The sequence below is a fragment of the Pseudochelatococcus sp. genome (assembly GCF_050946405.1).
Lineage (GTDB): Bacteria > Pseudomonadota > Alphaproteobacteria > Rhizobiales > Beijerinckiaceae > Pseudochelatococcus.
The window spans coordinates 199,545-222,541 of record NZ_JBMNUS010000005.1; the positions used below are offsets into that span (position 1 = coordinate 199,545).

At 64.2% G+C, this 22,997-nt stretch carries 26 protein-coding genes; 4 read left to right on the forward strand and 22 right to left on the reverse strand.

The annotated features are described in order from the left end of the window. Positions 1 to 2: 2 nt before the first annotated feature. Both ACOYJQ_RS09965 and ACOYJQ_RS09970 read left to right on the forward strand, forming a co-directional pair. Complete coding sequence (locus ACOYJQ_RS09965; RefSeq protein ID WP_433458083.1) at positions 3 to 1,307, forward strand: YeaH/YhbH family protein; 1,305 nt, start codon at positions 3 to 5, stop codon at positions 1,305 to 1,307. Then, on the forward strand, positions 1,304 to 2,854 hold the full coding sequence (locus ACOYJQ_RS09970; protein ID WP_433458084.1) for a SpoVR family protein: 1,551 nt from the start codon (positions 1,304 to 1,306) through the stop codon (positions 2,852 to 2,854). Before ACOYJQ_RS09965 ends, ACOYJQ_RS09970 begins: the two co-directional genes overlap by 4 nt. A 180-nt stretch (positions 2,855 to 3,034) precedes the next feature. Here ACOYJQ_RS09970 and ACOYJQ_RS09975 read toward each other — a convergent pair whose 3' ends face one another. Together ACOYJQ_RS09975 and ACOYJQ_RS09980 are read right to left on the reverse strand one after the other, a co-directional pair. Next, positions 3,035 to 4,330: an Hsp70 family protein gene (locus ACOYJQ_RS09975; protein ID WP_433458085.1), complete on the reverse strand. Its 1,296-nt coding sequence runs from the start codon at positions 4,328 to 4,330 to the stop codon at positions 3,035 to 3,037. Positions 4,331 to 4,432: 102 nt separating this feature from the next. Beyond that, positions 4,433 to 4,894: a hypothetical protein gene (locus tag ACOYJQ_RS09980; RefSeq protein WP_433458086.1), complete on the reverse strand. Its 462-nt coding sequence runs from the start codon at positions 4,892 to 4,894 to the stop codon at positions 4,433 to 4,435. A 191-nt stretch (positions 4,895 to 5,085) separates the two neighbouring features. Between ACOYJQ_RS09980 and ACOYJQ_RS09985 the strand changes: the two genes are divergently transcribed. Both ACOYJQ_RS09985 and ACOYJQ_RS09990 read left to right on the forward strand, forming a co-directional pair. Then, the gene (locus tag ACOYJQ_RS09985) at positions 5,086 to 6,486 is read left to right on the forward strand and encodes a leucyl aminopeptidase family protein (RefSeq protein ID WP_433458088.1); all 1,401 of its coding nucleotides are present in this window, start codon (positions 5,086 to 5,088) and stop codon (positions 6,484 to 6,486) included. Further along, positions 6,483 to 7,259, forward strand: coding sequence for a C40 family peptidase (locus ACOYJQ_RS09990; RefSeq protein WP_433458090.1), 777 nt, complete (start codon positions 6,483 to 6,485; stop codon positions 7,257 to 7,259). Before ACOYJQ_RS09985 ends, ACOYJQ_RS09990 begins: the two co-directional genes overlap by 4 nt. Here ACOYJQ_RS09990 and ACOYJQ_RS09995 read toward each other — a convergent pair. From ACOYJQ_RS09995 to motA, 20 genes are all read right to left on the reverse strand, one after another. Next, the gene (locus ACOYJQ_RS09995) at positions 7,249 to 7,986 is read right to left on the reverse strand and encodes a HesA/MoeB/ThiF family protein (protein ID WP_433458092.1); all 738 of its coding nucleotides are present in this window, start codon (positions 7,984 to 7,986) and stop codon (positions 7,249 to 7,251) included. The genes ACOYJQ_RS09990 and ACOYJQ_RS09995 overlap by 11 nt on opposite strands. A 4-nt stretch (positions 7,987 to 7,990) precedes the next feature. Then, positions 7,991 to 8,230 (reverse strand): hypothetical protein, encoded by a 240-nt coding sequence (locus tag ACOYJQ_RS10000; RefSeq protein WP_433458093.1) that lies wholly within the window; start codon positions 8,228 to 8,230, stop codon positions 7,991 to 7,993. A 39-nt stretch (positions 8,231 to 8,269) separates the two neighbouring features. Beyond that, positions 8,270 to 9,370, reverse strand: coding sequence for an esterase-like activity of phytase family protein (locus ACOYJQ_RS10005; protein ID WP_433458094.1), 1,101 nt, complete (start codon positions 9,368 to 9,370; stop codon positions 8,270 to 8,272). 21 nt (positions 9,371 to 9,391) lie between these two features. Then, positions 9,392 to 10,351: an SPFH domain-containing protein gene (locus ACOYJQ_RS10010; RefSeq protein ID WP_433458095.1), complete on the reverse strand. Its 960-nt coding sequence runs from the start codon at positions 10,349 to 10,351 to the stop codon at positions 9,392 to 9,394. Between the two features lie 378 nt (positions 10,352 to 10,729). Beyond that, positions 10,730 to 11,530 (reverse strand): flagellar type III secretion system pore protein FliP, encoded by an 801-nt coding sequence (gene fliP, locus ACOYJQ_RS10015; RefSeq protein WP_433458096.1) that lies wholly within the window; start codon positions 11,528 to 11,530, stop codon positions 10,730 to 10,732. Then, entirely contained in the window at positions 11,527 to 12,057 is a 531-nt protein-coding gene (locus ACOYJQ_RS10020) for a flagellar basal body-associated FliL family protein (RefSeq protein ID WP_433458098.1), read from the reverse strand. The genes fliP and ACOYJQ_RS10020 overlap by 4 nt, the downstream gene beginning before the upstream one ends. A 40-nt stretch (positions 12,058 to 12,097) precedes the next feature. Continuing rightward, a complete protein-coding gene (flgH, locus tag ACOYJQ_RS10025) occupies positions 12,098 to 12,802 on the reverse strand; it encodes a flagellar basal body L-ring protein FlgH (RefSeq protein WP_433458195.1) in 705 nt (234 codons plus the stop codon). Positions 12,803 to 12,852: 50 nt separating this feature from the next. Next, a complete protein-coding gene (locus ACOYJQ_RS10030; RefSeq protein WP_433458099.1) occupies positions 12,853 to 13,467 on the reverse strand; it encodes a MotE family protein in 615 nt (204 codons plus the stop codon). Next, positions 13,464 to 14,561 (reverse strand): flagellar basal body P-ring protein FlgI, encoded by a 1,098-nt coding sequence (gene flgI, locus ACOYJQ_RS10035; RefSeq protein WP_433458101.1) that lies wholly within the window; start codon positions 14,559 to 14,561, stop codon positions 13,464 to 13,466. Before flgI ends, ACOYJQ_RS10030 begins: the two co-directional genes overlap by 4 nt. Then, positions 14,558 to 15,049, reverse strand: coding sequence for a flagellar basal body P-ring formation chaperone FlgA (flgA, locus tag ACOYJQ_RS10040; RefSeq protein WP_433458102.1), 492 nt, complete (start codon positions 15,047 to 15,049; stop codon positions 14,558 to 14,560). Before flgA ends, flgI begins: the two co-directional genes overlap by 4 nt. Before the next feature lie 101 nt (positions 15,050 to 15,150). Beyond that, the gene (gene flgG / locus ACOYJQ_RS10045) at positions 15,151 to 15,942 is read right to left on the reverse strand and encodes a flagellar basal-body rod protein FlgG (protein ID WP_433458103.1); all 792 of its coding nucleotides are present in this window, start codon (positions 15,940 to 15,942) and stop codon (positions 15,151 to 15,153) included. A gap of 169 nt (positions 15,943 to 16,111) precedes the next feature. Continuing rightward, positions 16,112 to 16,429: a flagellar hook-basal body complex protein FliE gene (locus ACOYJQ_RS10050; RefSeq protein WP_433458105.1), complete on the reverse strand. Its 318-nt coding sequence runs from the start codon at positions 16,427 to 16,429 to the stop codon at positions 16,112 to 16,114. Between the two features lie 5 nt (positions 16,430 to 16,434). Beyond that, positions 16,435 to 16,878: a flagellar basal body rod protein FlgC gene (gene flgC / locus ACOYJQ_RS10055; protein ID WP_433458106.1), complete on the reverse strand. Its 444-nt coding sequence runs from the start codon at positions 16,876 to 16,878 to the stop codon at positions 16,435 to 16,437. Further along, a complete protein-coding gene (gene flgB, locus ACOYJQ_RS10060) occupies positions 16,875 to 17,267 on the reverse strand; it encodes a flagellar basal body rod protein FlgB (RefSeq protein WP_433458108.1) in 393 nt (130 codons plus the stop codon). Before flgB ends, flgC begins: the two co-directional genes overlap by 4 nt. A gap of 179 nt (positions 17,268 to 17,446) precedes the next feature. After that, a complete protein-coding gene (locus ACOYJQ_RS10065; protein WP_433458109.1) occupies positions 17,447 to 17,947 on the reverse strand; it encodes a hypothetical protein in 501 nt (166 codons plus the stop codon). Beyond that, positions 17,910 to 19,013, reverse strand: a complete 1,104-nt coding sequence (gene flhB / locus ACOYJQ_RS10070; protein ID WP_433458110.1) for a flagellar biosynthesis protein FlhB — start codon at positions 19,011 to 19,013, stop codon at positions 17,910 to 17,912. The genes ACOYJQ_RS10065 and flhB overlap by 38 nt, the downstream gene beginning before the upstream one ends. Before the next feature lie 280 nt (positions 19,014 to 19,293). Continuing rightward, entirely contained in the window at positions 19,294 to 20,325 is a 1,032-nt protein-coding gene (locus tag ACOYJQ_RS10075; RefSeq protein ID WP_433458111.1) for a flagellar motor switch protein FliG, read from the reverse strand. A gap of 115 nt (positions 20,326 to 20,440) precedes the next feature. Continuing rightward, positions 20,441 to 20,713, reverse strand: coding sequence for a flagellar motor switch protein FliN (fliN, locus tag ACOYJQ_RS10080; RefSeq protein ID WP_433458197.1), 273 nt, complete (start codon positions 20,711 to 20,713; stop codon positions 20,441 to 20,443). Between the two features lie 215 nt (positions 20,714 to 20,928). Then, positions 20,929 to 21,867, reverse strand: coding sequence for a flagellar motor switch protein FliM (locus tag ACOYJQ_RS10085; RefSeq protein ID WP_433458113.1), 939 nt, complete (start codon positions 21,865 to 21,867; stop codon positions 20,929 to 20,931). 2 nt (positions 21,868 to 21,869) lie between these two features. Then, positions 21,870 to 22,772 carry a flagellar motor stator protein MotA gene (gene motA / locus ACOYJQ_RS10090; protein ID WP_433458114.1) on the reverse strand — a complete coding sequence of 301 codons (903 nt, stop codon included), beginning with the start codon at positions 22,770 to 22,772 and terminating at the stop codon, positions 21,870 to 21,872. Positions 22,773 to 22,997: the final 225 nt, after the last annotated feature.

A 22,997-nucleotide genomic window follows, 5' to 3' on the forward strand; every position in this document is an offset into this window, starting at 1 on the left:
CCTTGCATATCATCGATCGACGCCTCAATCCCGGAGGCAGGAGTTTCACCAATCGGCAACGCTTCCTGCAACGGGCGAAGAATCTGGTACAGCGCGCCGTGCGCGACGACTTCAAGAACCGGTCCATCAAGGATCTCGATCAGGGAGGCGAAGTCTCCATCGTGCGCGAGGGCGTGCACGAACCGCTGCTGCGGCGCGCCGGCGGCAGCGGGCGGCGCGACGCCGTGCTGCCGGGCAACCGCGATTATCTCGAAGGCGATCGCATCAGGCGCCCGCAGGGCGGCGGCGGCGGCGCGGGAGCGGACGCCGGGCAGGGCAGCGGCGAGGACGCCTTCCGCTTCCTGCTGACGCGCGAGGAATATCTCGACCTGTTCCTCGACGATCTCGAACTGCCGAACCTCGCCAAGCGCCGGCTCGCGAGCACGGAGGCGAAGGAACTGCGCCGCGCCGGCTATTCGACCACCGGCTCGCCGTCGAGCCTGTCGGTGTCGCGCACCATGCGCCATTCGCTGTCGCGGCGCATCGCCCTGCGGCGTCCCGGCCGCGAGGAGATCCGCGCCATCGAGGCCGAGATCGCGGCGCTGGAGGCGAGCGGCGCCGATCCCGCGCGTCTCGCGGCGCTCACGGCGGAGCATCGCCGTCTGCTGGATCGCAGCCGGCGCATCGCCTACATCGACCCCATCGACCTGCGCTACCGGCGCTACGAGCAGACGCCGCGCCCGGTGGCGCAGGCGGTGATGTTCTGCCTGATGGACGTGTCGGGCTCGATGAGCGAGCACATGAAGGATCTGGCCAAGCGCTTCTTCGCGCTGCTGCATATCTTCCTGCGCCGCAGCTACCGCAATGTCGACGTGGTGTTCATCCGCCACACCGACCATGCGGAGGAGGTGGACGAGGATACGTTCTTCCACAGCCCCGAGACGGGCGGCACCATCGTCTCGACGGCGCTCGAGGAAATGCTGACCGTGGTGCGCGCGCGTTACAGCCCTGACGACTGGAACATCTACGTCGCGCAGGCGTCGGACGGCGACAACATCGGCACCGACAACGCGCGGGTGGCGGCGCTCGTCAACGAGGCGATCCTGCCGGTCTGCCAGTATTTCGCCTATCTGGAAGTGGGGCGCGGCGACGCGCACCTGCCGCCGGGCGTCATCACGCGCACCACCGACCTGTGGCGCACCTACGAAACCCAGGTGCCGGCCGGCGGCCATTTCGTCATGCGCAAGGTCTGGCACCGGCGCGAGATCTATCCCGTGTTCCGCGAGCTGTTTCGCCGCGCCGGCATCGAGGGGGGAGGCTCATCATGACGCTCGCCGCGACCCGTCCGCTGCTGTTTTCCGGCACCGACTGGAACTTCGACACCATCCGCCGCATCCACGACACGGTGGCGGAGGCTTCCGCCGCCGTGCTCGGGCTCGACACCTATCCCAACCAGATCGAGGTGATCACCGCCGAGCAGATGCTGGACGCCTATGCCTCCACCGGCATGCCGCTGCTTTACCGGCACTGGTCGTTCGGCAAGCATTTCGCCCATCACGAGGCGATCTATCGCAAGGGCATGGGCGGGCTCGCCTACGAGATCGTCATCAATTCGAATCCCTGCATCAGCTACATCATGGAAGAGAACACTGCGGCGATGCAGACCCTGGTCATCGCGCACGCGGCGTTCGGCCACAACCATTTCTTCAAGAACAACTATCTCTTTCGCCAATGGACGGATGCCGAAGGCATTCTCGATTATCTGGCCTTCGCCAAGAGCTACATCGCCGCCTGCGAGGAGCGCCACGGTCTCGCGGCGGTTGAGCGCGTGCTGGACATCGCCCATTCGCTGATGAACCAGGGCGTGCATCGCTATCCGCGCCGCAGCCGGCTGGACCTGAAGGCGGAGAAGCGGCGCGAGGCGGAGCGGCACGCGCATCAGGAGCGGATGTACAACGACCTGTGGCGCACGGTGCCCGGCGCGTCGAACGTCCGCCAGGTCGGCGAGGCCTCCGACCGGCGCCGCGCGCTGCTGCGGCTGCCGGAAGAAAACATCCTGTATTTTCTGGAAAAGACGGCGCCGCTGTTGCACCCCTGGCAGCGCGAGGTGCTGCGGATCGTGCGCCATATCGCGCAATACTTCTATCCGCAGTCGCAGACCAAGGTCATGAACGAGGGCTGCGCCACCTACTGCCACTACCATATCATGACCCGTCTGCACGCGCAGGGGTCGATCAACGACGGCGCGTTTCTGGAATTCCTGCAATCGCACGCGAACGTCATCGCCCAGCCCACGTTCGACTCGCCCCGCTACAGCGGCCTCAACCCCTATGCGGTCGGCTTCGCGATGATGCAGGATATCGCCCGCATCTGTGAGACGCCCTCCGCCGAGGACCGGGAATGGTTTCCCGACATCGCGGGCCAGGGCGACGCCAACGGGGTGCTGAAGCACATATGGGCGAATTATCGCGACGAAAGCTTTCTGGGCCAGTTCCTGAGCCCGCATCTCATCCGGGAGTGGCGGCTGTTCCACATCGAGGACGACGCGGCGCAGCCGGCGCTCAGGGTCGGCGCCATTCACGACGAGCGCGGCTACCGCCGCATCCGGCGGGCGCTCGCCCGCCAGTACGATATCGCCTGGCAGCAGGCGGATATTCAGGTCGTCGATGTCGATCTCGACGGCGATCGCCAGTTGACGCTTCAGCACGAAACCGTCAGCGGCGTCCTGCTGCATGAGAAGGATGTCGAGCTCGTGCTGCAAAATCTCGCGGCGCTGTGGGGCTATCGCGTGGTGCTGCGCGAGGTGGAGCCCGCCACGGGCAAGCTGCTGAAGGAGCACGTCGCCAAGGCCCCGCTGCGGAACGACCTTTTCTGACGCTAAAGCCTTTCGATTTTACGCGTTTCCTTCAAGCAAACCGGTATCCGCTTTGCTTGAAAACGCTTTATGGCAGTTTGCGTTCAAGTCGATTGATCGATTTGAACGCAAGTTGCGGTAAAGTATAAAATTTAGAGCGGCGTGACGATTCCGCTTGAATGCACGCCGCTTTAGCCCGCGTCAGCCGTAGCGTCGGCGGGCCTCGATGGCGAGGCCGAGGCCGACCGCGCCGAAACGGTCGCCGTCTATCGCCGCCGCTTTCTCGAACGGCGCGAGAATGGCGGCGCGCACCGCCGGCATCTGGCTCGTGCCGCCGGTGAAGAACACGTAATCGATGTCTTCCGGCGTCAGTCCCGCGCCGGCGACGCAGGCGCGGGCGGTCCGGTCCAGCCGCTCGCGCAGGGCATGGGCGCTTGCCTCGAAGCCGGCGCGCGTCGCCTCCACGCTGAGGCCGGGTTCGATCCACGCCAGCGGCGTTTCGGCGCGCTCCCGGTCCGACAGCGCGATCTTGGCTTCCTCCACCGCGATCAGCACGCTATGGCCGCGCCGGGTCTCGATCACGTTCATGAGGCGGTCGATCAGCGCCGGTTCGCGCGCGTCGAAGCGCACTTCCCGCAGCTCCGCGAGGCGCCTGGGATCATAGAGCTGGTGCACGCTCGACCACGTCGAGAGATCCCAGTAAGGCGCGGAGGGCACCTCGATGTCGCCGCGCTTCATCGGGCTGCGGTAGCCGAAGCCGGGCATGAAGGCATGCATGCTCAATTGCCGGTCGAAATCCGTGCCGCCGAGGCGCACGCCGTCATTGGCGAGAATGTCGCTCGCCCGCTCGTCGCGCCGCTCCCCCGCGGCGGAAAGACGCACCACGGTAAAATCGGTGGTGCCGCCGCCGATGTCGGCCACCATGGCGATCTTCTCGCCGGACACATGCCGGCGCTCGAACTCCAGCGCCGCCGCGACGGGCTCATACTGGAAGCTCACCTCCCGGAAGCCGATGGCCTGCGCCACCGTCCGCAACGTTTCCTCCGCGTGGCGATTCGCCGCCTCGTCGTCATCGACGAAGTAGACCGGCCGTCCCATCACCACCGCATCGAGAGGCGCGTCCAGCGCGGCTTCGGCGCGTTGCTTGAGTTCCGCCAGAAAAAGGCCGATCACTTCCGAGAAGCGGATGCGCCGGCGGTAGACGGCGGTGCGCTCGTCGATCAGCGCCGAGCCGAGAATCGACTTCAGCGACCGCATCAGACGCCCCGTCACGCCGTCCACATAGGCGGCGACGGCCTCGCGGCCGATGAGAAACGCGGATTGCGCTTCCGCGCCGAAAAAGACCGCGCTGGGAACCGCGACATGATCGCCCTCCAGCGCCAGAAGCCGCGGCCCCGAAGCGCCGCACACGCCCAGTGTGGAATTCGAAGTGCCGAAGTCGAGCCCGCACGCCGATTGGGAAACTGGCGAACCGTTCTGCCCGGAATTGTGCTGCATGCCCATTCTCATCCGCCGGAGAAAAACAGGCCGCATGCACCAGTTCGCCGCGAAATGCAATCCCGCCGAAGCGCTTTCCGGCGCTTTCCGCCGGATGGCCTGTCAGTAGCTGTTGCCGCCCCAGAACAGGTATGAGCCGACATCGCCCGGCAGGTCGTTGCGGTAATCGAGGATCTCGACGCGCAGGCCGTAGCCGAGCGGCTTCAGGCGCTCCCTCCAGACGTTGAACAGCGCCAGCGGCTGCCCGCGCAGCGTGCCCGGCCATTCGGGATCGTTGGCGATGATGGCCCGGCCGTGGTCCTCCAGCGTTTCGCTGGGATAGCGAAAGATGAGCACTTCGTTGAGGCCCAGATCGCTGGCGGAGCGGATCAGCGTGCCGGCGCGCCGCAGGACCTCTTCCACGTCGATCCTGTCCGTGTGAAGGAGGGAATTGATGAGTTCCGCACGCTGGACGTCGCCCGTGGCGTGCAACTGGCGCAGGCGCTCCCGCTCCGCTTCGCGCCTTTCCTGCGCTTTCTTCGCGAATTCCGCTGCTGGTGGAAGAGAGAACGCTTCGGACGACATGATGGCGGCTCCTGTGCCTGCGTGCCGGATATACAGAATAGTCGCTTGACGCGGGGAGTATTGCTCACATGCGTGACGCAAGCGTGAATCGACGGTGCAGCTTGCAGTGCAAATCGCCCCCGGACGGCCCGGCGGCGGCGAAAATGCTGTAGACTATGCTTCCGCTTCAAACACGCTCGATGAAGGTCGTCATGCATCCGCTTCTGGTATCCGATTCTACGGCTCATGCCATCCCCGTTCATGTCGTCTCCGCCGGGAACTGGCCGGAGGTCGCCGCCGCGCTGGAACCGGCGGCGCGCCGATTCGCGGCCGCGCAGGGCTTCGAGGCCGGGGGCGGCGGCCCGGAAGCGGGCAAGGTCGTGCTGCTGCCCGACGCCGACGGCGGCCTGGGCGCGGTGCTGCTGGGCGGCGATGCCGGCGGGCGGCCCGACCCGTTTCTCGCCGGCAAGCTGCCGGGGCTCCTGCCGGCCGGCGTCTACCGTCTGTCGGGCGTCGCGCCGCAGGCTCTGCCGTCGGCCATGCTCGGCTGGCTGCTCGGCGCCTATCGCTTTTCCCGTTACCGCGGCGACAGCGCGCCCGAGGCGCGGCTCGTCGTGCCGGACGGCGTTGACGCGCGGGAGGTGAGCCGCCTCGCTGCCGCGGTTTCCCTTGGCCGCGATCTCGTCAACACGCCGGCCAACGATATGGGACCGGCGGCGCTCGCCGACGCCGCCCATGCGCTCGCCACGCGCTACGGCGCGCGCTTCGCCGTCACCGAGGGAGACGATCTGCTGGCGGCCAACTTTCCGCTGATCCACGCCGTCGGGCGTGCCTCGGCTTCCGCGCCGCGCCTCATCGACATCACGGCCGGCGCGCCGGACTGGCCGAAGGTGACGATCGTCGGCAAGGGCGTCACTTTCGATACCGGCGGGCTGGACATCAAGCCGTCGAGCGCGATGCTGCTGATGAAGAAGGACATGGGCGGCGCCGCTGCCGCGCTGGCGACGGCGCAGCTCCTGCTCGACGCGGGCGTCCGGGTGCGTCTCAGGGTGCTGATTCCCGCCGTGGAAAACGCCATTTCCGGCGCGTCCTTCCGGCCGGGCGACATCATCCCCAGCCGCAAGGGCCTCAGCGTGGAGATCGGCAACACCGATGCCGAGGGCCGGCTGGTGCTGGCCGACGCGCTGGCGCTGGCGTGCGAGGATGCGCCGGAGCTGATCGTCGATTACGCGACGCTGACCGGCGCGGCCCGTGTGGCGCTGGGGCCGGATCTGCCGCCCTTCTTCACCGACGACGACGCCATCGCCGCCGATATCGCCGCCGTCGCCGAGGCGGTGAACGATCCCGTGTGGCGGCTGCCGCTGTGGGCGCCCTACGACAATCTGCTGGCGTCGAAAGTGGCGGACCTCAACCATGTATCGAGCGGCGGTTTCGCCGGCGCCGTCACGGCGGCGCTTTTCCTGCGCCGTTTCACGCAGGGCGTGCCGCATGTCCATTTCGATATCTACGGCTGGACGCCATCCGCCAGGCCGGGCCGGCCCGAGGGCGGCGAGGTGCAGGGCGCGCGCCTCGTCTACGCCTGGCTGAAGCAGCGCTATGGAACGGCGTCATGAGCGGCGATGGCGACTTGCGGCAGGTGACGGCGGCCATCGCGCCGCTGCGGCGCAATCCCGTTTCCGACGCCGCGCTCGATACCGAGGCGCTGATCGGCGAGCGGGTGCTGGTGTGGGAGGAGATCGAGGGCTGGGCGCGCGTCACCCTGCAAGGGGATGGCTACGGCGGCTTCATGTCCGTTGCGGCGCTCGGCGCGCCGAGCGCGCCCACGCATCGCGTGGCGGCGCTGCGCACCTTCGTCTATCCCGGGCCTTCGATCAGGTTGCCGCCGCTTGATGCCCTGCCGCTGGCGGGCCTCGTGCGGGGGGGGGCGCGCGGCGACGGTTTCATCCGTATCGCGCGCGACTACGGCGACGGCTTCGTCCATGCGGCGCATCTCGCGCCCGTCGACGATCCGCTGCCCGGCGATTTCGTCGCGGTGGCGGAACGTTTTCTGGAAACGCCCTATCTGTGGGGCGGCAAGTCGGCGCTCGGCATCGACTGCTCGGGCCTCGTGCAGGTTGCGCTGGCCGCCTGCGGCATCGACGCTCCGCGCGATTCCGGCCCGCAGCGGGAACAGCTCGGAGGCGCGTTGCCGGCGGAAGCGGAGGCGCGGCGGGGCGATCTCGTGTTCTGGCCGGGGCATGTGGGCATCCTGCGCGATGCGCACACCCTGCTGCACGCCAGCGGCCATCACATGACCGTCGTCAGCGAGCCGCTCGCGCAGGCCACGGAGCGCATTCGCGCGCAAACGGGGCACGCGATCGCCGCGATCCGGCGAATCAATACCTGATCGTCTCGAAGCGCATCGTGAAGGCGTCGATGATGAGCAGTCGGCCGACAAGCGGCTCGCCGAAGCCGACGACGGCGCGCACCACCTCGATCGCCATGAGGCTGCCGACGACGCCCGGCAACGCGCCGAGCACGCCGGCCTCCTCGCAGGTAGGCACGCTGCCGGGCGGCGGCGGCTCCGGGAACAACGTGCGGTAGGAGGGATTCGGCGCGCCGTCCGGCCCTGTCTCGAAGGGGCGCAGCGTGGTGAGCGAGGCGTCGAACTGGCCGAGCGCGCCCATGACGAGCGGTTTGCGCGCCGCTTGGCAGGCGTCGGCGACGAGATAGCGGGTCGGGAAATTGTCCGAACCGTCCGCGACGACATCGTATTGCCCGATGATGTCGGCGGCATTGCCGGCGTCGAGCCGCACCGGATGGCGTATCACCGTGACGTGGGGGTTGAGGCGCGCGAGAGCGTCGGCGGCGCTGTCGGTCTTGGGACGGCCGATGTCCGGCGTGCCGTGAATCACCTGCCGTTGCAGGTTGGACAGGGATACGGCGTCGTCGTCGACGATGCCGATATGCCCCACACCGGCGGCCGCGAGATAAGACAGCACCGGCGCCCCGAGGCCGCCCGCGCCGATGACCAGCACGCGCGCGCGCTTCAGCTTCGCCTGCCCCGGCCCGCCGACATCGCGCATGACGATATGGCGCGCGTAGCGTTCGATTTCGTTTTCCGAAAAAGCCATGCCCTTATCCTGCGGCCGCGCCGCCCCGTATGGACGGAGTATAGCTGATAACCATTTTCGCGGCTCCGCATATCGAGCAGGTATTTTTACGGCGTTCGAACACGGGGGCGGCGGCAAGTTCACGCGTTTTGTGATTGGCATGCTGGCGCACGGAAAGCCCCAGCGCCGTGGTGACGCAATCGTCGCACACGGAACGCGGGGACCGTGACACGATGAAATCGCGGACCTGCTCCAGAACGGTCATGTCGTTTCTTTTATTGTCCTGCCGGTCGATCCGCCATCCTCACGGTGAAGGCTTGTCCGGGTCGAAGGCGAGAAGGATGAATTGCGTGACCTGCCCACGAGGGTTGAAATTGTTGTCGGAAACCAGCACCAGCGTTCTGCGGCCATCGACCTCCGGGCCGAAGCTGAGGCCCTCGATATTGTCGAGATCGAGTCCGAACGTGCCTTCCTCCAACGTGAACAGATGCTTTTTGACCACAGGCGTATGCACGCCCTCGCGCAGCGATGCGCGACCCAGCACGTCGGTCGCGCCATCGAGGGACGCCTCGAATACCTTTACCGTGTTGCCGTAGCCCATGGCGAAGCTGCGCTCCACCACCAGCAACCGCCCGCCATCGAGCGCGAGAACGGCCGAGACGCCGTTGTCCGCATAGGGCGGCACGCCCGTCGCGGCGCGCGGGATCGGCTCCGTGACATAGACGTATTCGGCCCGCGCGCGCCCGGATTGCGGATCGAGCGCCAGTATGCGCACGGGGCTCCCGTCCCGCAAGGTGGCCTTGTCGCCGTCCTGCACCAGCGCGTTTTCGATAACCGCGAACAGCGTGCCGCCATCGGGCGCATGGGACAGGCCCTCGAAAGCGAGATTGTCGCGCACGCCGCGGGTCCGCTCGCCATCGGGCAGATAATAGTCCGGGATTTCGAAGGAGCGGCGCTTGTAGCCGCCGATATCCGCCTCCACGATTGCAGGGCGGCCCTGCCTGTCGCCCTCGCTGGACCAGGCGATGAGGCCGGTGCGCGGATCGAGGCTGATGCCTTCGGGATCGACGTCCTTCGCCGCGAAGAGCGCGCCGCCGTCGCCCCGCAGCGCCACCGTGTCCACGATGTCGACGGCGAGGCCGCCGCGCGGCGCGAAGGTGAGCTTCAGCTTGTAAAAGCGTGCCGGGCCGTTTTCGGCGCGATCGTCGGAAACGGCATAGAACAGGCCGCTGTGCGGATCATAGTCCAGCCCGGAAATGCCGCCGAAAGGCACGCCGCCGATGGCGAGGCCGGTGGGCAGGCGCAATTCGCCGATCAGCGCCGGATTGCCTTCCGCAGCCGGCGCGCCGCTGCCCAGGCCGCAGAAAAGCGCGAGCGCGCAGGCGATTCGGATTATGTTTCGCATGACGACTTTGCTCCGCGGAAGTCACGAGGGGCGGTGAGCGCCGATATTGAGAACGGGAGAGGCATCCTTGTCGGACACGAGAACGGTGAGGATGTTGCCGATCATGCGCGCCTTTTCCTGATCGTCGAAACTCACGCCGTGCTTCGCCAGCGTATTGGCCGCCTCGATGGCGATGCTGACCGCGCCTTCGGCGATGATCTCGCGCGCGGCGATCACGGCGGCGGCCTGCTGCGGACGCAGCATCGCCTGTGCAATCTCCGGCGCATAGGCCAGATGCGTGAGGCGCGCCTCGTCCACCGCGATTCCCGCAGGGGCAAGGCGCTGCGCGACCTGATGGGTCAATTCCTCCACCAGCGCCTCGCCGCCGTCCCGCAGAGCTGTGATGTCTGCCGAGGGCGCGGCCGCGACGGACTCATCGCCCGCCGCGAGAGTGGCGGGCGTCGTTCCGCTGGACCAGCTATCGTAGGGATAGCTGCCCGCGAGGTGGCGCAGGCCGGTTTCCGCCTGCGAGCCGACGAAATGGCGGTAGCTGTCGACCTGCAAAGCAGCGCGCGCGGCATCGAACACGCGCCACACCACCACCGCGCCGACCTCGATCGGGTTGCCCGCCCGGTCGTTGACCTTGAGCGGTCCCACCTCCTGCGTTTGCAGCCGCTTCGATACCACGGTGCGCGAGAACAGCGGGATCGTCCAGCGCAGTCCCGGCGTTTCGTCCGTGCCGATATAGGCGCCGAACAACTGCACCACCGCCGCCTCGTTGGGTTGCAGCGAATAGGTGCCGGTCAACGAGTAGAGCGCCGCCACCCCCAGCAAGGCGAGCAACACGATGCGGCCGTTGTCCGGGCCGCTGAACGGCAGCGGCGAAGCCAGTTCCCTCACGCCGAGGCCGCCTGCGACGAGCAGGGCGGCCAGACTGACGATCAGCGCGAAATACCCGTTGAAGGCAAATGCCGGGCGATCGGTGACAACGGGCTTCGTCATCGGAAACTTCCTTCGTGTGCGACCGCGTATCCTCTAGAGCGGCGTGCATTCAAGTGGAATCGTCACGTCGCTCTAAATTCTACATTTTACCGCAACTTGCATTCAATTCGATGGATCGATTTGAACGCAAACTGCTCTAAGGCGTTTTCAAGCAAAGCGGATACTGCTTTGCATGAAGAAAGCACGTCGAATCAACAAGATTGAGTATTTCGGCGTTTCAACGAAACGCCGAAATACTCTCGGCGAGCGGACCCGCCGTTCGCGCGCTCACCATAGGCGGCTGCGGCACGGAACGCAAGGGGAACGGCCACAACGCAAAAGACTTTATGCGTCTCGCGCGGCGGCTGTATGAAGGTGTGACGCGTTGTCCGGGCCGTATCAGAAGAACGAGCGCACGAGGCCGCCCGTCAGCAGGTTCCAGCCATCGATGAGCACGAAGAACAAGACCTTGAAAGGCAGGGCGATGATTGTCGGCGGCAACATCATCATACCCATCGACATGACGAGGGTTGCCACGATCATGTCGATGACGAGGAAGGGCAGCACGATCAGAAAGCCGATTTCGAAGCCGCGCCGCAGTTCCGAGATCAGGAACGCTGGAATGAGTATCCGCAGTTCTATCCGATCCGTGTCGTTTTCGGCCGATCCGGGGGCAACGATGCTTTCCTGCGCGGGCGCGGGGGGGGCGGGAAAGTTCACTGCGGCGAGATCCGCAAACAGGCGCAGATCCTTGTTGCGCACCTGCGAAAGCATGAATTCCCGGAACGGCTCCGTGATTCTCTCGTAGGCTTCCTGCTCGGTGATGCGGTTTTCCAGCAGCGGCTGGACGCCGCCGTTCCAGGCGCGGTCGAAAGTCGGCGCCATGATGTAGAATGTCATGAACAACGCCAGCGTGGTCAGCACGATGTTGGCAGGCGTGCTCTGGAGCCCGAGACCGGAGCGCAGAAAGGACAGTGCAACGATCAGGCGCGTGAAGCTCGTCACCATGATCAGCAGGCCCGGCGCTATCGAAAGCACCGTGATCAGCGCCGCGATCTGGATGATGCGCCCGGAGGCCGTGCCGTCGCCTGCGGGAACCAGCGTGGAAAGATCCGGTATCTGCGCCAGCGCCGGCAATGTCGTCGCGGCGAAGACGGCGGCGAGGAGGAGCGCTCGCCGCCCAAGGATGCGACCGGTCACTGGACGACCATCGTTTCGAGTATCAGTTCGCGGACCTTGCCTTCGGATCTGATGTTCGCACGGTCGTTCAGATCCTCGCGCAGATTCTGTAAGCCGGAGGGACCTTGCAGTTGCGCCACGCTCACCGTGCGCAGAAAGGCGAGAATATCCTGTGATATTTCCGCCGAGAGCTGCGCGATGCGGCTGCGATCGGCCGCGACACCGCCGCCGACGACGAGGGAGACCTCAACCCTGATGAAGACGTTTTCGGGTGACATGAGATTGGTCGTGATCGGTTCGAGCTTCACCAACGCGATGTCGCCCGTGTAGCTCTGGGGGGGCGACGTGCGGCGCGCCGCCTCCGCCGCCTCCTCTTTCCTCAGCACGTTCTTTTCAATGGTGTTCGACATCAGATAGCCGATGCCCCCGCCCAGGAGGATCGCGAGCACGGTCAACAGGAGCACCGCCAGGACGATAGCGCGCGCTCCGCCCTTGGGAGGATTGACGGGAGCGGGGAGGGCGGCGTCTGCGACAACGAGTTCGGCCATGATATTCCCATGAAACGGGCGTGCGGGCGGAAGCGGGAAATCAGAACGGCGTCAGCGCGTCGTAGATCTGATGGCCGAGCGCCGGTTGCTGGACCTCCATCAGCCGGCCGCGTCCGCCATAGGAGACACGCGCCTCCGCGATTTTCTCGTAGGCGATGGTATTATTGCGCGAGATGTCGCGGGGCCGGACGATGCCGGCGATGTTCAGCACGCGCAACTCATGGTTGACGCGCACCTCCTGAGAGCCGCTGATGAGCAGGTTGCCGTTCGGCAGCACCTCCGTCACCACCCCGGCGACCGACAGACGCAGCTTTTCCGATCGGTCGATCGATCCTTCGCCCCTCGAACGGCTGTTGGAAACGATGCTTCCGTCTCCCGACAGGCTGGTGCTGTGGGACGGCGTGCTGAAGCCGAGATCGAGGCCGAGATTGGCATTCGATGCGCGCCGGCGCTCCGTGGTGTTGTCGAACTGCGCCTCGTCGTCGATGGAGATGATGACGGTCACGATATCGCCGACATTGGTGGCGCGGGGATCCTGAAACAGGGCCTGGCCCGGCTGGCCCCACAGCGAATGATAGGCATGCCCGTTCCATGTCGGAAAGCTGCCCGGCAGCGGCGCGCGGTTCACGTTGAGCCCCGCGCCGACGGAGGTCATGGCCGGCGCACGGCCGAGGTCGTTCGTGCTGCTGCACCCGCCGAGAAGCGCCGCGCCGAGGATGACCGACGCGCCCGCCGACGGACGCACCGCCGCGGCGAGATTGCGGAACAATCGGACGGTGAGCCTTTGCTTCGTCTTCATGGCGTTGCCTTGTTGGCGGCGCTGTTCCTGGCGGTCCGCTTCAGGACGCCGGTGACGACGCCCGTGAGATGGGCGGCGCGTCCGGGTTCCATTTCGTTGAGAATGGCGCTGGCGCTACGCGGATCGATCTTCGACAGCAGCGCGACGGCCGCGTCGTCCTGCATGGCGGCGATCTGCGCGGCGGCGGCGTCCGGCCGCATCCGGGCATAGATCGAGACGATGCGCGCCTCGGTGTTGTCGAGAAACTCCTGCCGTCGCCGGAGCCATTGCTCGGTTTCCGCCCGCTTTTCCTCAAGCCTGGCCGCACGTTCCTCGATATCGAGCCGCATCGCTTCCAGCGTCTTGGCCTGCCACGCGAAACGGGCGTCCGCCGCCGCATCCACGATCGCCGCGCAGTAGGGATTGGCCGCCGTCGCGGCCGGCTGGGTCGTTTCCTGCGCAATCCCCCGCGCCGGTTCCTGACGCGGCGGCGGGTTGCCCGTCGCGGGTCCGCCGCGGCCTGCAGCGGGAGCCGATGGCTGCATCTGCGCCTTTGCGTCCGGCGCTCCGGCCGCAAAAGCCAGGAGCGACAGCGTGAAGGCGAGGGGTTTGAGCGCTTCTGTCGGGGTCATTGTACGATGAGATCCGCTTGCAGGGCGCCGGCCGTCTTGATGGTTTGCAGGATGGAGATGATGTCGGTCGGTTTGAGTCCGATCTGGTTGAGGCCGCGAACCAGCGATTCGAGGCTCGTGCCGCTGACGATGGCCAGCGCGCCGCTCTGTTCCTCCATCGAAATCTGGGTACGCGGCTCGACGGCGGTTATCCCGTCGGAAAACGGCGCCGGCTGCACGACCTGCGGCGTTTCGGTGACCCGGACGGTGAGATTGCCGTGGGTCAGCGCCACCGTGGAAATCCTGACGTCGCGACCGATGACGACCGTGCCGGTGCGCTGGTCGACGACCACCCGCGCGGGTGTATCCGGCGTTACCGGAAGATTGCCGATCGCGGCCATGAAACGCGCGCTGTTCAGTTTGCCCGGACGCTGGACCACCACGCTGCGCTGATCGCGCACGAACGCGGTGGAGGTCTTGTAATACTGGCGCGTATAGCGGTTCACCGCGTCGGCGATGCGCGCGGCGGTATTGAAATCCGGGTTGCGCAATTCCAGAATCAATTGCCCGATGTCGGAGAAGCTGCCGGGAAGCTGCCGTTCGATCAGGGCGCCGTTGGGAATGCGCCCGGCTGTCGGCACGCCCTGCGTCACGCTCTCCGCCTGACCGGTGATCGTGTAGCCGGAGACGGCGATAGGTCCTTGCGCAACCGCGTAATTGAAGCCGTCGCCGCCCATCAGCGGCGTAACCAGCAAGGTGCCGCCCTTGAGCGACTGCGCGTCGCCGAGGGACGAAACCGTTACGTCGATGCGGGTTCCGGTGCCCGAAAAGGCCGGGATGTCGGCCGTCACCATGACGGCGGCCGTGTTGCGGGTGCGCAGGGTGGAATTGCGCACGTTGATGCCCATGCGCTCCAGCATCGATTGCAGGGCCTGCTCGGTGAAGGGCGAGTTGCGCAGCGAGTCGCCCGTTCCTTGGAGGCCGATCACCAGCCCGTAGCCGACAAGCTGGTTGTCCCGGACGCCCTGCAACGTGACGATGTCCTTGATGCGTGTGTTGGCGAGCGCCAGCCCCGCGTGAAAGACGAGCAGCGTCGCCAATACGAGCCTCATCATCGCGGCATCCCTCCGATGCGAAGGGTGCCGTCTTCCTGCACCGTTCCGTAGACGATCAACCCGCTGTCGACGTTGCGCGCCCTGACGGTCTCGTTGATTTCGCCCGCCTGGAGCGGCGCCGCGAGCGCGGTGATCGTCAATCCGCCTTCTTCGAAGACGAGCGGCACCGGCACGCCCTTCTGAACGAGTTTCGCATTCTCCACGGCGCTGCCCGGTATGGCCTGGCCCGGCAGCAGCGTGCGCCGCGCCACCTTGCCGACAAGAACTCCGGCCGATGCGACATAACCGCCACGCACCGGCCGCAATTGTCCGAACTCGCGCTCCCCGACCATGTCAGGGGTGATCGTATCGCCGGGATAAATGGTAATGAGCGGCACCGCCAGCACGCCTGCCGCCTCTTGCGGCACCTGCGCCAAGCCCGGCCGTGCCCAGAGAAGCATCGCCGTTACGCAGAGGAAAAATCTGAAGCTGGCGCAGCCGCGTACCATGACATCTTCCGGTTTCATCGACAAATCGAACGCATGAAATGCCCGCCAACCTGCGACGCCGGGTCATCGGGCGCCGGTCAGGCTGGCGGATATTCCTGAAACTAGCGGATACCCTTGGAGACGGTCGCCAGCATCTCGTCGCCGGCCTGAATGACCTTCGAATTCATTTCGTAGGCGCGCTGCGCACTGATCAGCTCGGTGATTTCCTTCACCGGATCGACGTTCGACGATTCCAGATAGTTCTGTTTGATCGTGCCGAAACCCGGTGCGCCCGGCACGCCGACGATCGGCGCACCCGACGTCAGCGTTTCGCGGAACAGGTTGCCGCCCAAAGGCTCCAGACCGACGTCGTTGACGAAGGAAGCGATGTTGATCTGCCCGAGCTCTTCCGGCTCGCCCTGACCGCCCCGCAGCGCGAACACCTGCCCGGCCTCGTTGATCGTGACCTGAACCGTATCGTCGGGAATTTCGGCGACGGGCGACTCGATGACATAGCCTTCGAGCGTCACCAACTGGCCATTCTCGTTCTTGTTGAACGATCCGGCCCGCGTATAGAGAATTTCGTCATTGGGGCCGGTAATCTGGAACCAGCCGCGCCCAACGATCGCGAGATCGAACTCATTGCCCGTCTGGGTCAGTGAGCCCTGCTTGTGAACGTTGCGGATGGCCGTCACCTGGGTGCCGACGCCAAGCCGCGCGCCCTCGGGAATCGTCCCGTCCGTGGTCTGGTTGGGCACGCCTTGCGCCCTCAGGCTCTGATAGAGCAGATCGGAGAACTCCGCCCGCGAGCGCTTGAAGCCTGTCGTGCTGATGTTCGCGATGTTGTTCGCGATCACCTCGACGTTCGTTTGCTGCGCATGGGCGCCTGTCGCGGCGATAGCCAGGATGTTCATGATGCCCTTTCCTTGGCGTGCGCCTCCAGGAGGCCGGAAATGCACGGCTACTCAATAGTTTGACAACACCAACCTCCGCTCGGGCCGATTACGGGTGATCGGTCGTGATGCGGACTGCCGTTTCGTCGTGATACGGGCCGGAAAAGCGTCATTCGCCTTTCCGGCGGGTTCAGATCGCCATGCGGCTGATTTCCTGATAGGCGGAAACGACCTTGTCCCTGACCGCAAGTGTCGTCTGCAACGACCGCTCGGCCGCCATGATCGCCTCGACAACGGTGTGGGTGGGAAGCCGCCTCTCGATTCCGGCGATGGCTGCGGCTTCGCTGGCCCGTAGCGACGTCGTCGTGTCGGTAACGAGGGAGCCGAGCACGGAGGCGAAATCTGCGCCGCCAGCCGCCGCCGGGCCTGCGGACCCCGCCTGAGCGAGCCCGGTGACGCCTCTGGCGGCACCCGAGGCGGCCGATGCGTCAATTGCGTTGATAGCCATCACCATCACGAATTCCTCAAGAGATCGATCGTCATGGAGGAGAGGGAACGCGAGAACTTGATGATCTGGACGTTCGCCTCATACGAGCGGACGGCCTCCCGCAGATCCGCCATTTCGACGAGAACGTTCACGTTGGACACCTTGACATAACCTTCCGCGTCCGCGCCGGGATGCCCCGGATCGAAGCGCACGCCGAAAGGGGCCTTGTCGGCGCCGATGTTACGCACCCCGACCACCCGGACGCCCGAAGCGCGATCGAGTTCTTGCCTGAACGTGATCGTCTTGCGCGTATAAGGATCGCCACCGGGCGTTGTCGCGGTGGCGTCGGCGTTGGCAATGTTTTCCGAGACGACGCGCATGCGCACCGACTGCGCCTGCAAGGCAGCCGAAGCCAGGCGCGAGGACAGCGTAATGCCGTCGTCCTGCCTGGAAAGAGGATCGACGATCACGTGGGCCCCCTGACGCTGGAGAGAAGAAGCGTATGGAATTTCTTGATGACGGACGTATTCAGATTATATTCCCGCGACACGGTGCCCGCCTTCAAAAGCTCTTCCTCGACGCTGACCGAGTTTCCGGAGTGATAGACTTCCCAATTGTTGCGCGTCTCATTGCGCGCCCGCGCAGCGTGTAACTGGTCGGAAGACAGGGCGAGATGACCCGAGGAGGTGGTCTCCAGCGACAGCGCCGTCTTGTCCATTGCCATTGAAAACGGCTCTATGTCCTGAGCGCGGTAGCGAGGGGTGTTCACATTGGCGACGTTGCGCGCGATCACCGCCTGCCGGGTCGTCAGCCAGTCGGTTTTTCGCGACGCGAGATCAAACAAATGCAGCGGATCCATGTCCAAACCCCGTACAGGAAGACCTGCCCGGCTTATCGCCGGAGGGGCTCCCCATGTTCGAAACAAAAGCACGCGGGACGACTTGCGCCGCTCCGCAGGATGCTTCTCACCATTCGACTGAAAGGCTACGCCCCTAACCTTGTCCGAACCTGTCGCGCCTTGTCGCCGTCGTTCCGGCGTCAGTGCAGGCGGTAAGTCGTCGGATCACCGGGGGCGCCACCGACGTGATCGTCATGGCAGTATATCCGCGCGTCAAAAAAAGCATCCGAGAGGCGGTCGAGGGCGGTGGCCGATTTGCTGAAGCGCAAGCCGCCGTCTCTCAGCGCCACACCGGCAAAGCCGTCGTCGAGATGCAGGCTGAACGACACGATCACGAACTTGTGCGAAAATCGCATATCCAGCGAAACCGCGGGAGCGGCGTTGTAACGCTCCGCGAGGCGCGAGCCGAATGCATAGCAGAGCGTTCCCGGTTTGAAGAACATCTCGGATGAGGAATCGACGATGTCGTTGATGGCATCGTGATCACCCTCGGCGATGCTCGAAATCAGGAACGATCGATCCACGTAACAAAGATCTGCTATAAACGACTTGATGTTGAGGCAAATAAGCCTTTCGGCCTCATAAATGCCTCTCGTCGAGCGCTTATTTACCGGTCGGTAACGTTCTGGCGGGCGATGCATGGTTGCCGTTGCGCTGATATAGATAGTGGAACAATTGGGCGACTGCGCGGTAGAATTCCGGTGGAATGGCTCGGTCCACTTCGACATGATCGTACATGGACCTTGCGAGAGCCTTGTCTTCAATGAGCGGAATGTCATGTTTTTGCGCAATTTCGCGAATCGAGAGCGCGATCAGGTCTTTTCCCTTGGCGAGCACCACCGGCGCCCCCCCTTCCTCGGGAACATAGCGCAGCGCAATCGCATAGTGCGTCGGGTTCGTAACGACCAGCGAGGCGTTGGGAACGGCGCTCATCATGCGCTTGCGCGACCGATCCTGAGCTATCGATCGCATGCGCGCCTTCATCAGGGGATCCCCTTCCGACTGGCGCAACTCGTCCTTGATCTCCTGACGCGACATGCGCAGGTCTTTCCGCCATTTGAAGCGCGACCAGACCAGATCCGCGGCCACCAGCAACACCGTTGCGACGCAGATCGCCGACATCAGGCGCATGGTCAGATTCAGGATGGTTTCCGGGATCAGACTGGGGTCACTGAACATGGCGTTCACAACGTGGTGCTGCTCCGAGCTCAGCAGAATGGTGCAGACGATGGTAATGATCAGCAGTTTCGCCACGGACTTCGCGAACTCCACCTGACCCTGAACGCCGAAGATACGCTTGAAGCCGGCCAGGATCGAAAGCCGGGACCATTTGGGCTCGATACGCTCCGGCGAGAGCCGGGGAGCGTTTTGCAGGATTGACGCCAGAACGCCCCCGACAACGAGGATGCAGACGATCGGCAACAGGAAACCCCCGACACTGACGGCCACGAGCTGGAGCAATGCAACCGCATCCTGACCGCTGTGAATCCTGATCGATTCGGGCGCGTCGACAAAGAACGTGAGAAACTGACTGAGCACAAGAACGGAATTGTAAATGAAGAGATAAAGTATCAGGCAAATACCCATGATCGAGAAGAAAACAGCCATTTCGCGCGATTGGGGAACGTTTCCCTTCTCGATCGCATCATGTATCTTCTTCTCGGTCGGCTCTTCGGTCTTGCTGTCCGGATCCTCTGACTCTGACATCGACCTATCCGATCTTCCGCTTGATTGCCGCGCTTACCTTTCTCGTCCGATCGGAACGCGCCGCGTCACTTTCCAAAAACGCTTCGAGGCATCTGCTCGGAAAGTACGTGCGCTTTCAAAAAAAGACGCTTCCGGCAAAAAGAGCGGCCGGGATATCTTTTAAAGAGCATTTATACATTTTACCGAGACGCGGAAATGATTCAGTTTTTTATCGTAATGCAATTCCGGCGAAAGCAATATCCACTTCTACCGGAATTATTTATTGAAAACGCGCCGCACGTCACTGTACGAACATATCTTGTTCGCCGTCGGAGGTAAGGTCGATTTCGCCCCTTCCCGCCATGTCCAGGGCAAGATCGGTAATGGAGCGCCGGGCCTCGAGCACCTCGCGCTGCGGGATCGGCTGTCCGCTCGCGAGTTCCGTCTCGACCACACGCCGCGACCTGGAGGGGAGGGCGTTCAGAATGACGTCCCGATAATTCGCGTCCGTGCCGCGCAACGCGATGATGAGCCTCTCGACCGGTACGGCGTCGAACAGGCTCGACCGCGCCGCGGGCGTCAGCTTCACGATATCGTCGAAAGTGAAGAGCAGACCCTTCAGAATCTCGGCGGATTTCGGCCTGTCGTTGGCGAGGCTTTGCAGCATCTCCTCCATGTGATCCCGATCCATCTTGTTGATGATGTCGGCCATCTTCGCATGGGTATCCGCCCCCATGTTGCGCGAGAAATTCGTCATGAAGTCCTCGTGCAGGGTGCTTTCGATCACCCGCATGACTTCATCGACGATCGGCTTGCATGCCAGCATTCGCCGGGTGACATTGTTGCGCAGTTCATGCGAGAAATGCGCCATGACCTTTGCCGCGCACGTCGGCTTCACCCGCGACAGGATGACGGCGATCGTTTGCGGATGCTCCTTCAGGAGATAGCTGGAGAGGATGTTCTCCGACACGCCGGAGATGCGATCCCAGATCGACTGACTGGAATTCCCGAGCACATCCGCCATGATATCGGAAATCTGCTCCGGCGGCAGAACACCCGTCAGCAGCTTTTCCACTTCGTGCGCAGTGCCGAACAGGTGAGCGCCGACCTGGAACTGCGCAGAAAATTCATCCGCCAGACGTTCCTGCTGCTCCGGCGGGATGGATCCCAGCGCCGCGGCGGAGCGGGTGATCAGCTTTATCTCTTCCGCGGTGAAATGCTTGAGCAAACGACCCGCCGCCGGATTGCCGACGGTCAGAAGCAGCGCGGCGACGCGGTCCACGCCCTTTCTGAGGGAGACGGTTTTGCGGCTAACCGATTCCTGAACGCTCATCGTGATTCACCCAGATATCCGTGCCGTTTCCGGCCACCGACTCCCGCGCCGGGAAACCGGGCACGGACGAGGCAGATTCCGTTCCCATCCGAAACGCGTGCGATGCGCAGGCGCGTCACGCCGACGCGTCGTCAGCCGACGGCCCGACGATTTCGGTAAGCTGCACCCCGAAACGTGAATTGTCGTCCTCGACGACCACGACCTCGCCTCGCGCGATCACTCTGCCGTTGACCACCACGTCCACCGGTTCGCCGACCCGATGATCGAGCGGCACGACAGCGCCTCGTCCCAGCTTCATCAGCGCGGCGACAGGCATTGTCGCCGAGCCGAGCACAACCTGAACGAGCACGGGGATTCGCTTGATCGTGTCGAAATTACGCGGTTCCATACCGTTCGCAGCCTGACGATGATCTCCATTGACGGAGGAAAACTGGTGACGCTGGTAAGCCAGTCCCGCATCGTCCAGTTCCGGTGCGTCCAGATTGTCGGCGTCCTGAGACATTTCGTCATTTTCCTGTATTCAAGGCCCGTCGCTGCAAATGTCCAACGTCGGAACGCAGCGCATTTCGGATTGAGATCGGCATAGCCACCCGGCGGGATGCACTACCGGGAGAGAATGTCGTCGATGATATCCTTTTTCTTGTCAATGATTTCCTCGATCCGCAGGCCGTAAGCCCCGTCCGATTTGCCGAGAAAACATCTGAAAACCGGTTCGTCCTCGCTTTCGAGCGTCACCAGCGTCCGCGGATTGGCTTGCAGTTCGATCGTCTGACCGACGGTCAGCCCGGCAATCTCCTCCAGCGTCATGTAGCGCTTCTCGAGAACAGCCTGAAGCGACACCTCCGCGCGCTGCACCTCCGATTCGATCTGTTTGCTCCAGCGCGGATCGCGGATCGTCGGCTCGCTGGAAATAACTCGGGAGAGGCTCTGGCGCATCGGCGTCAAGGCGGATTGCGGGATGATGACGAACATTTCGCCGCCGCGATTCAGCGCCTGGACGAGAAACTTCGCCGCTACGGAGGGGCTGTTGCGCCTGCCGATAACGGCGAAGTCCATGCGCGTTTCGGTGCGTTCGAGCCTGAACTGTGTCTGGGCGACGAGCGCGAAAGCCGATTGCAGCGCCCTGCCGATCTGCTCGAAAATCATATGGGCGATGCGGATCTCGATGGTCGAGAACGCTCGCTCGTCGTCAAGCGGCGGCTCCGCGTCGTCGGCGCCCAGAAGCACCTCCACCATGGAGAAGATGAAGTCCCGGTCAAAGCCCACGAGAACCTGACTGTCCCACTGGACGGCCTGAAAAACGCCGGCGATGGCGTTCGACTCGTACAACTCGAGGATGTCGTTGATCCGGCCGCTTTCGATTGTGCTCAGCGAGCAATAGGCGGGCGAAGCCGCGATGTGCCGGAAACTCTCGACCCAGCTCGTCGTCATGCGGTCGAAAATGACATGCAGCATCGGCAGCCTGTCCAGAGACAGGCCGGTGGAGTCCAGCAGGCGGTCGCGCACCTTGCCCTCGGAAGAAGTTGTCCGGGCGAAGCTCATGCTCAGGCGGCCTCCTGCTGCTCGGGTTCGGCATCCGCCGCAGGTTTGTTCTGGCCCGGCGACATCATTTCATTCTCGACGTCGTTGATGGACGGCCGCTCGTAGGAGCTGATCGCCTTGCGTCCGTGTTCGATCGCGATCTGCGGCATCGCGCCGTTCATGAAGGCGACAAGCGACTGTTTCACGATCAGATAGGGCTGCATCTGCTTTTCACGGGTTGACTTGATCTTCGCCGCCAGCGGCGCGAAAAGGCCGTAGGAGGCGAAAATGCCGGTAAACGTGCCGACGAGCGCAGCGCCGAGCAGGGCGCCCAGCAGGGCGGGCGCCTGGTCGATGGCGCCCATGGCCTTGATGATGCCGAGCACGGCGGCCACGATCCCCAGCGCCGGCAACCCCTCTGCGACGCTATTCATGCTATGATAGGGTTTCAGCCGGTTACGGCGCAACGTGGCGATTTCCTCGTCCATCAGCGCCTCGAGTTCATGCGGCCTTGCGTTGCCGATGACGATGAGGCGCACGTAGTCGCAGATGTAGGAAGTCAGCTCGTTGTCGGCGAGGATCTTGGGGAAGTTGGCGAAAACGGAAGAATTGGCCGGGTCGTCGACATGCGTTTCCACCTCGTTGCGCGGGCGCGTCCGCACGAGGCGCATCAGGGCGAACAGCAGGCCCAGCAGCGCGAGATGATCCGTGGACTTGGGCACCTTGCCAAGCAGGGCCTCCATCGTCGCCCGCCCGGTGTCGATCTGTACGCTCCATGGATGGGCGACGATGAAGGCGCCTGCCGCCATGCCGAAAATAATGACGAATTCCCACGGCTGCCAGATCACGCCGACATGACCGCCCATGGCGACGAAACCGCCCAACATGGAGCCGACGGCCACAAGCAGGCCTATGAAAAATCCCATCGACAAACTCCCGCGCGATTAAGTCGGCGCTTCCGCGGGCCCCGTCACGCGAACCCGTTCACGTAGAGAAACGGCGCGGTTCGAGAGCCGCAGGAAACGCAATAACCGGATTATCACCATGGCTGCCGGATACTTCGAGGCATCACGATAGGGCTGCAAGCTTGCGCGAGGCTGGGCCGCGCCGTCTGCCGCCGCGCTCGCCGGGCGTGGACAGCTCCGGGCAAG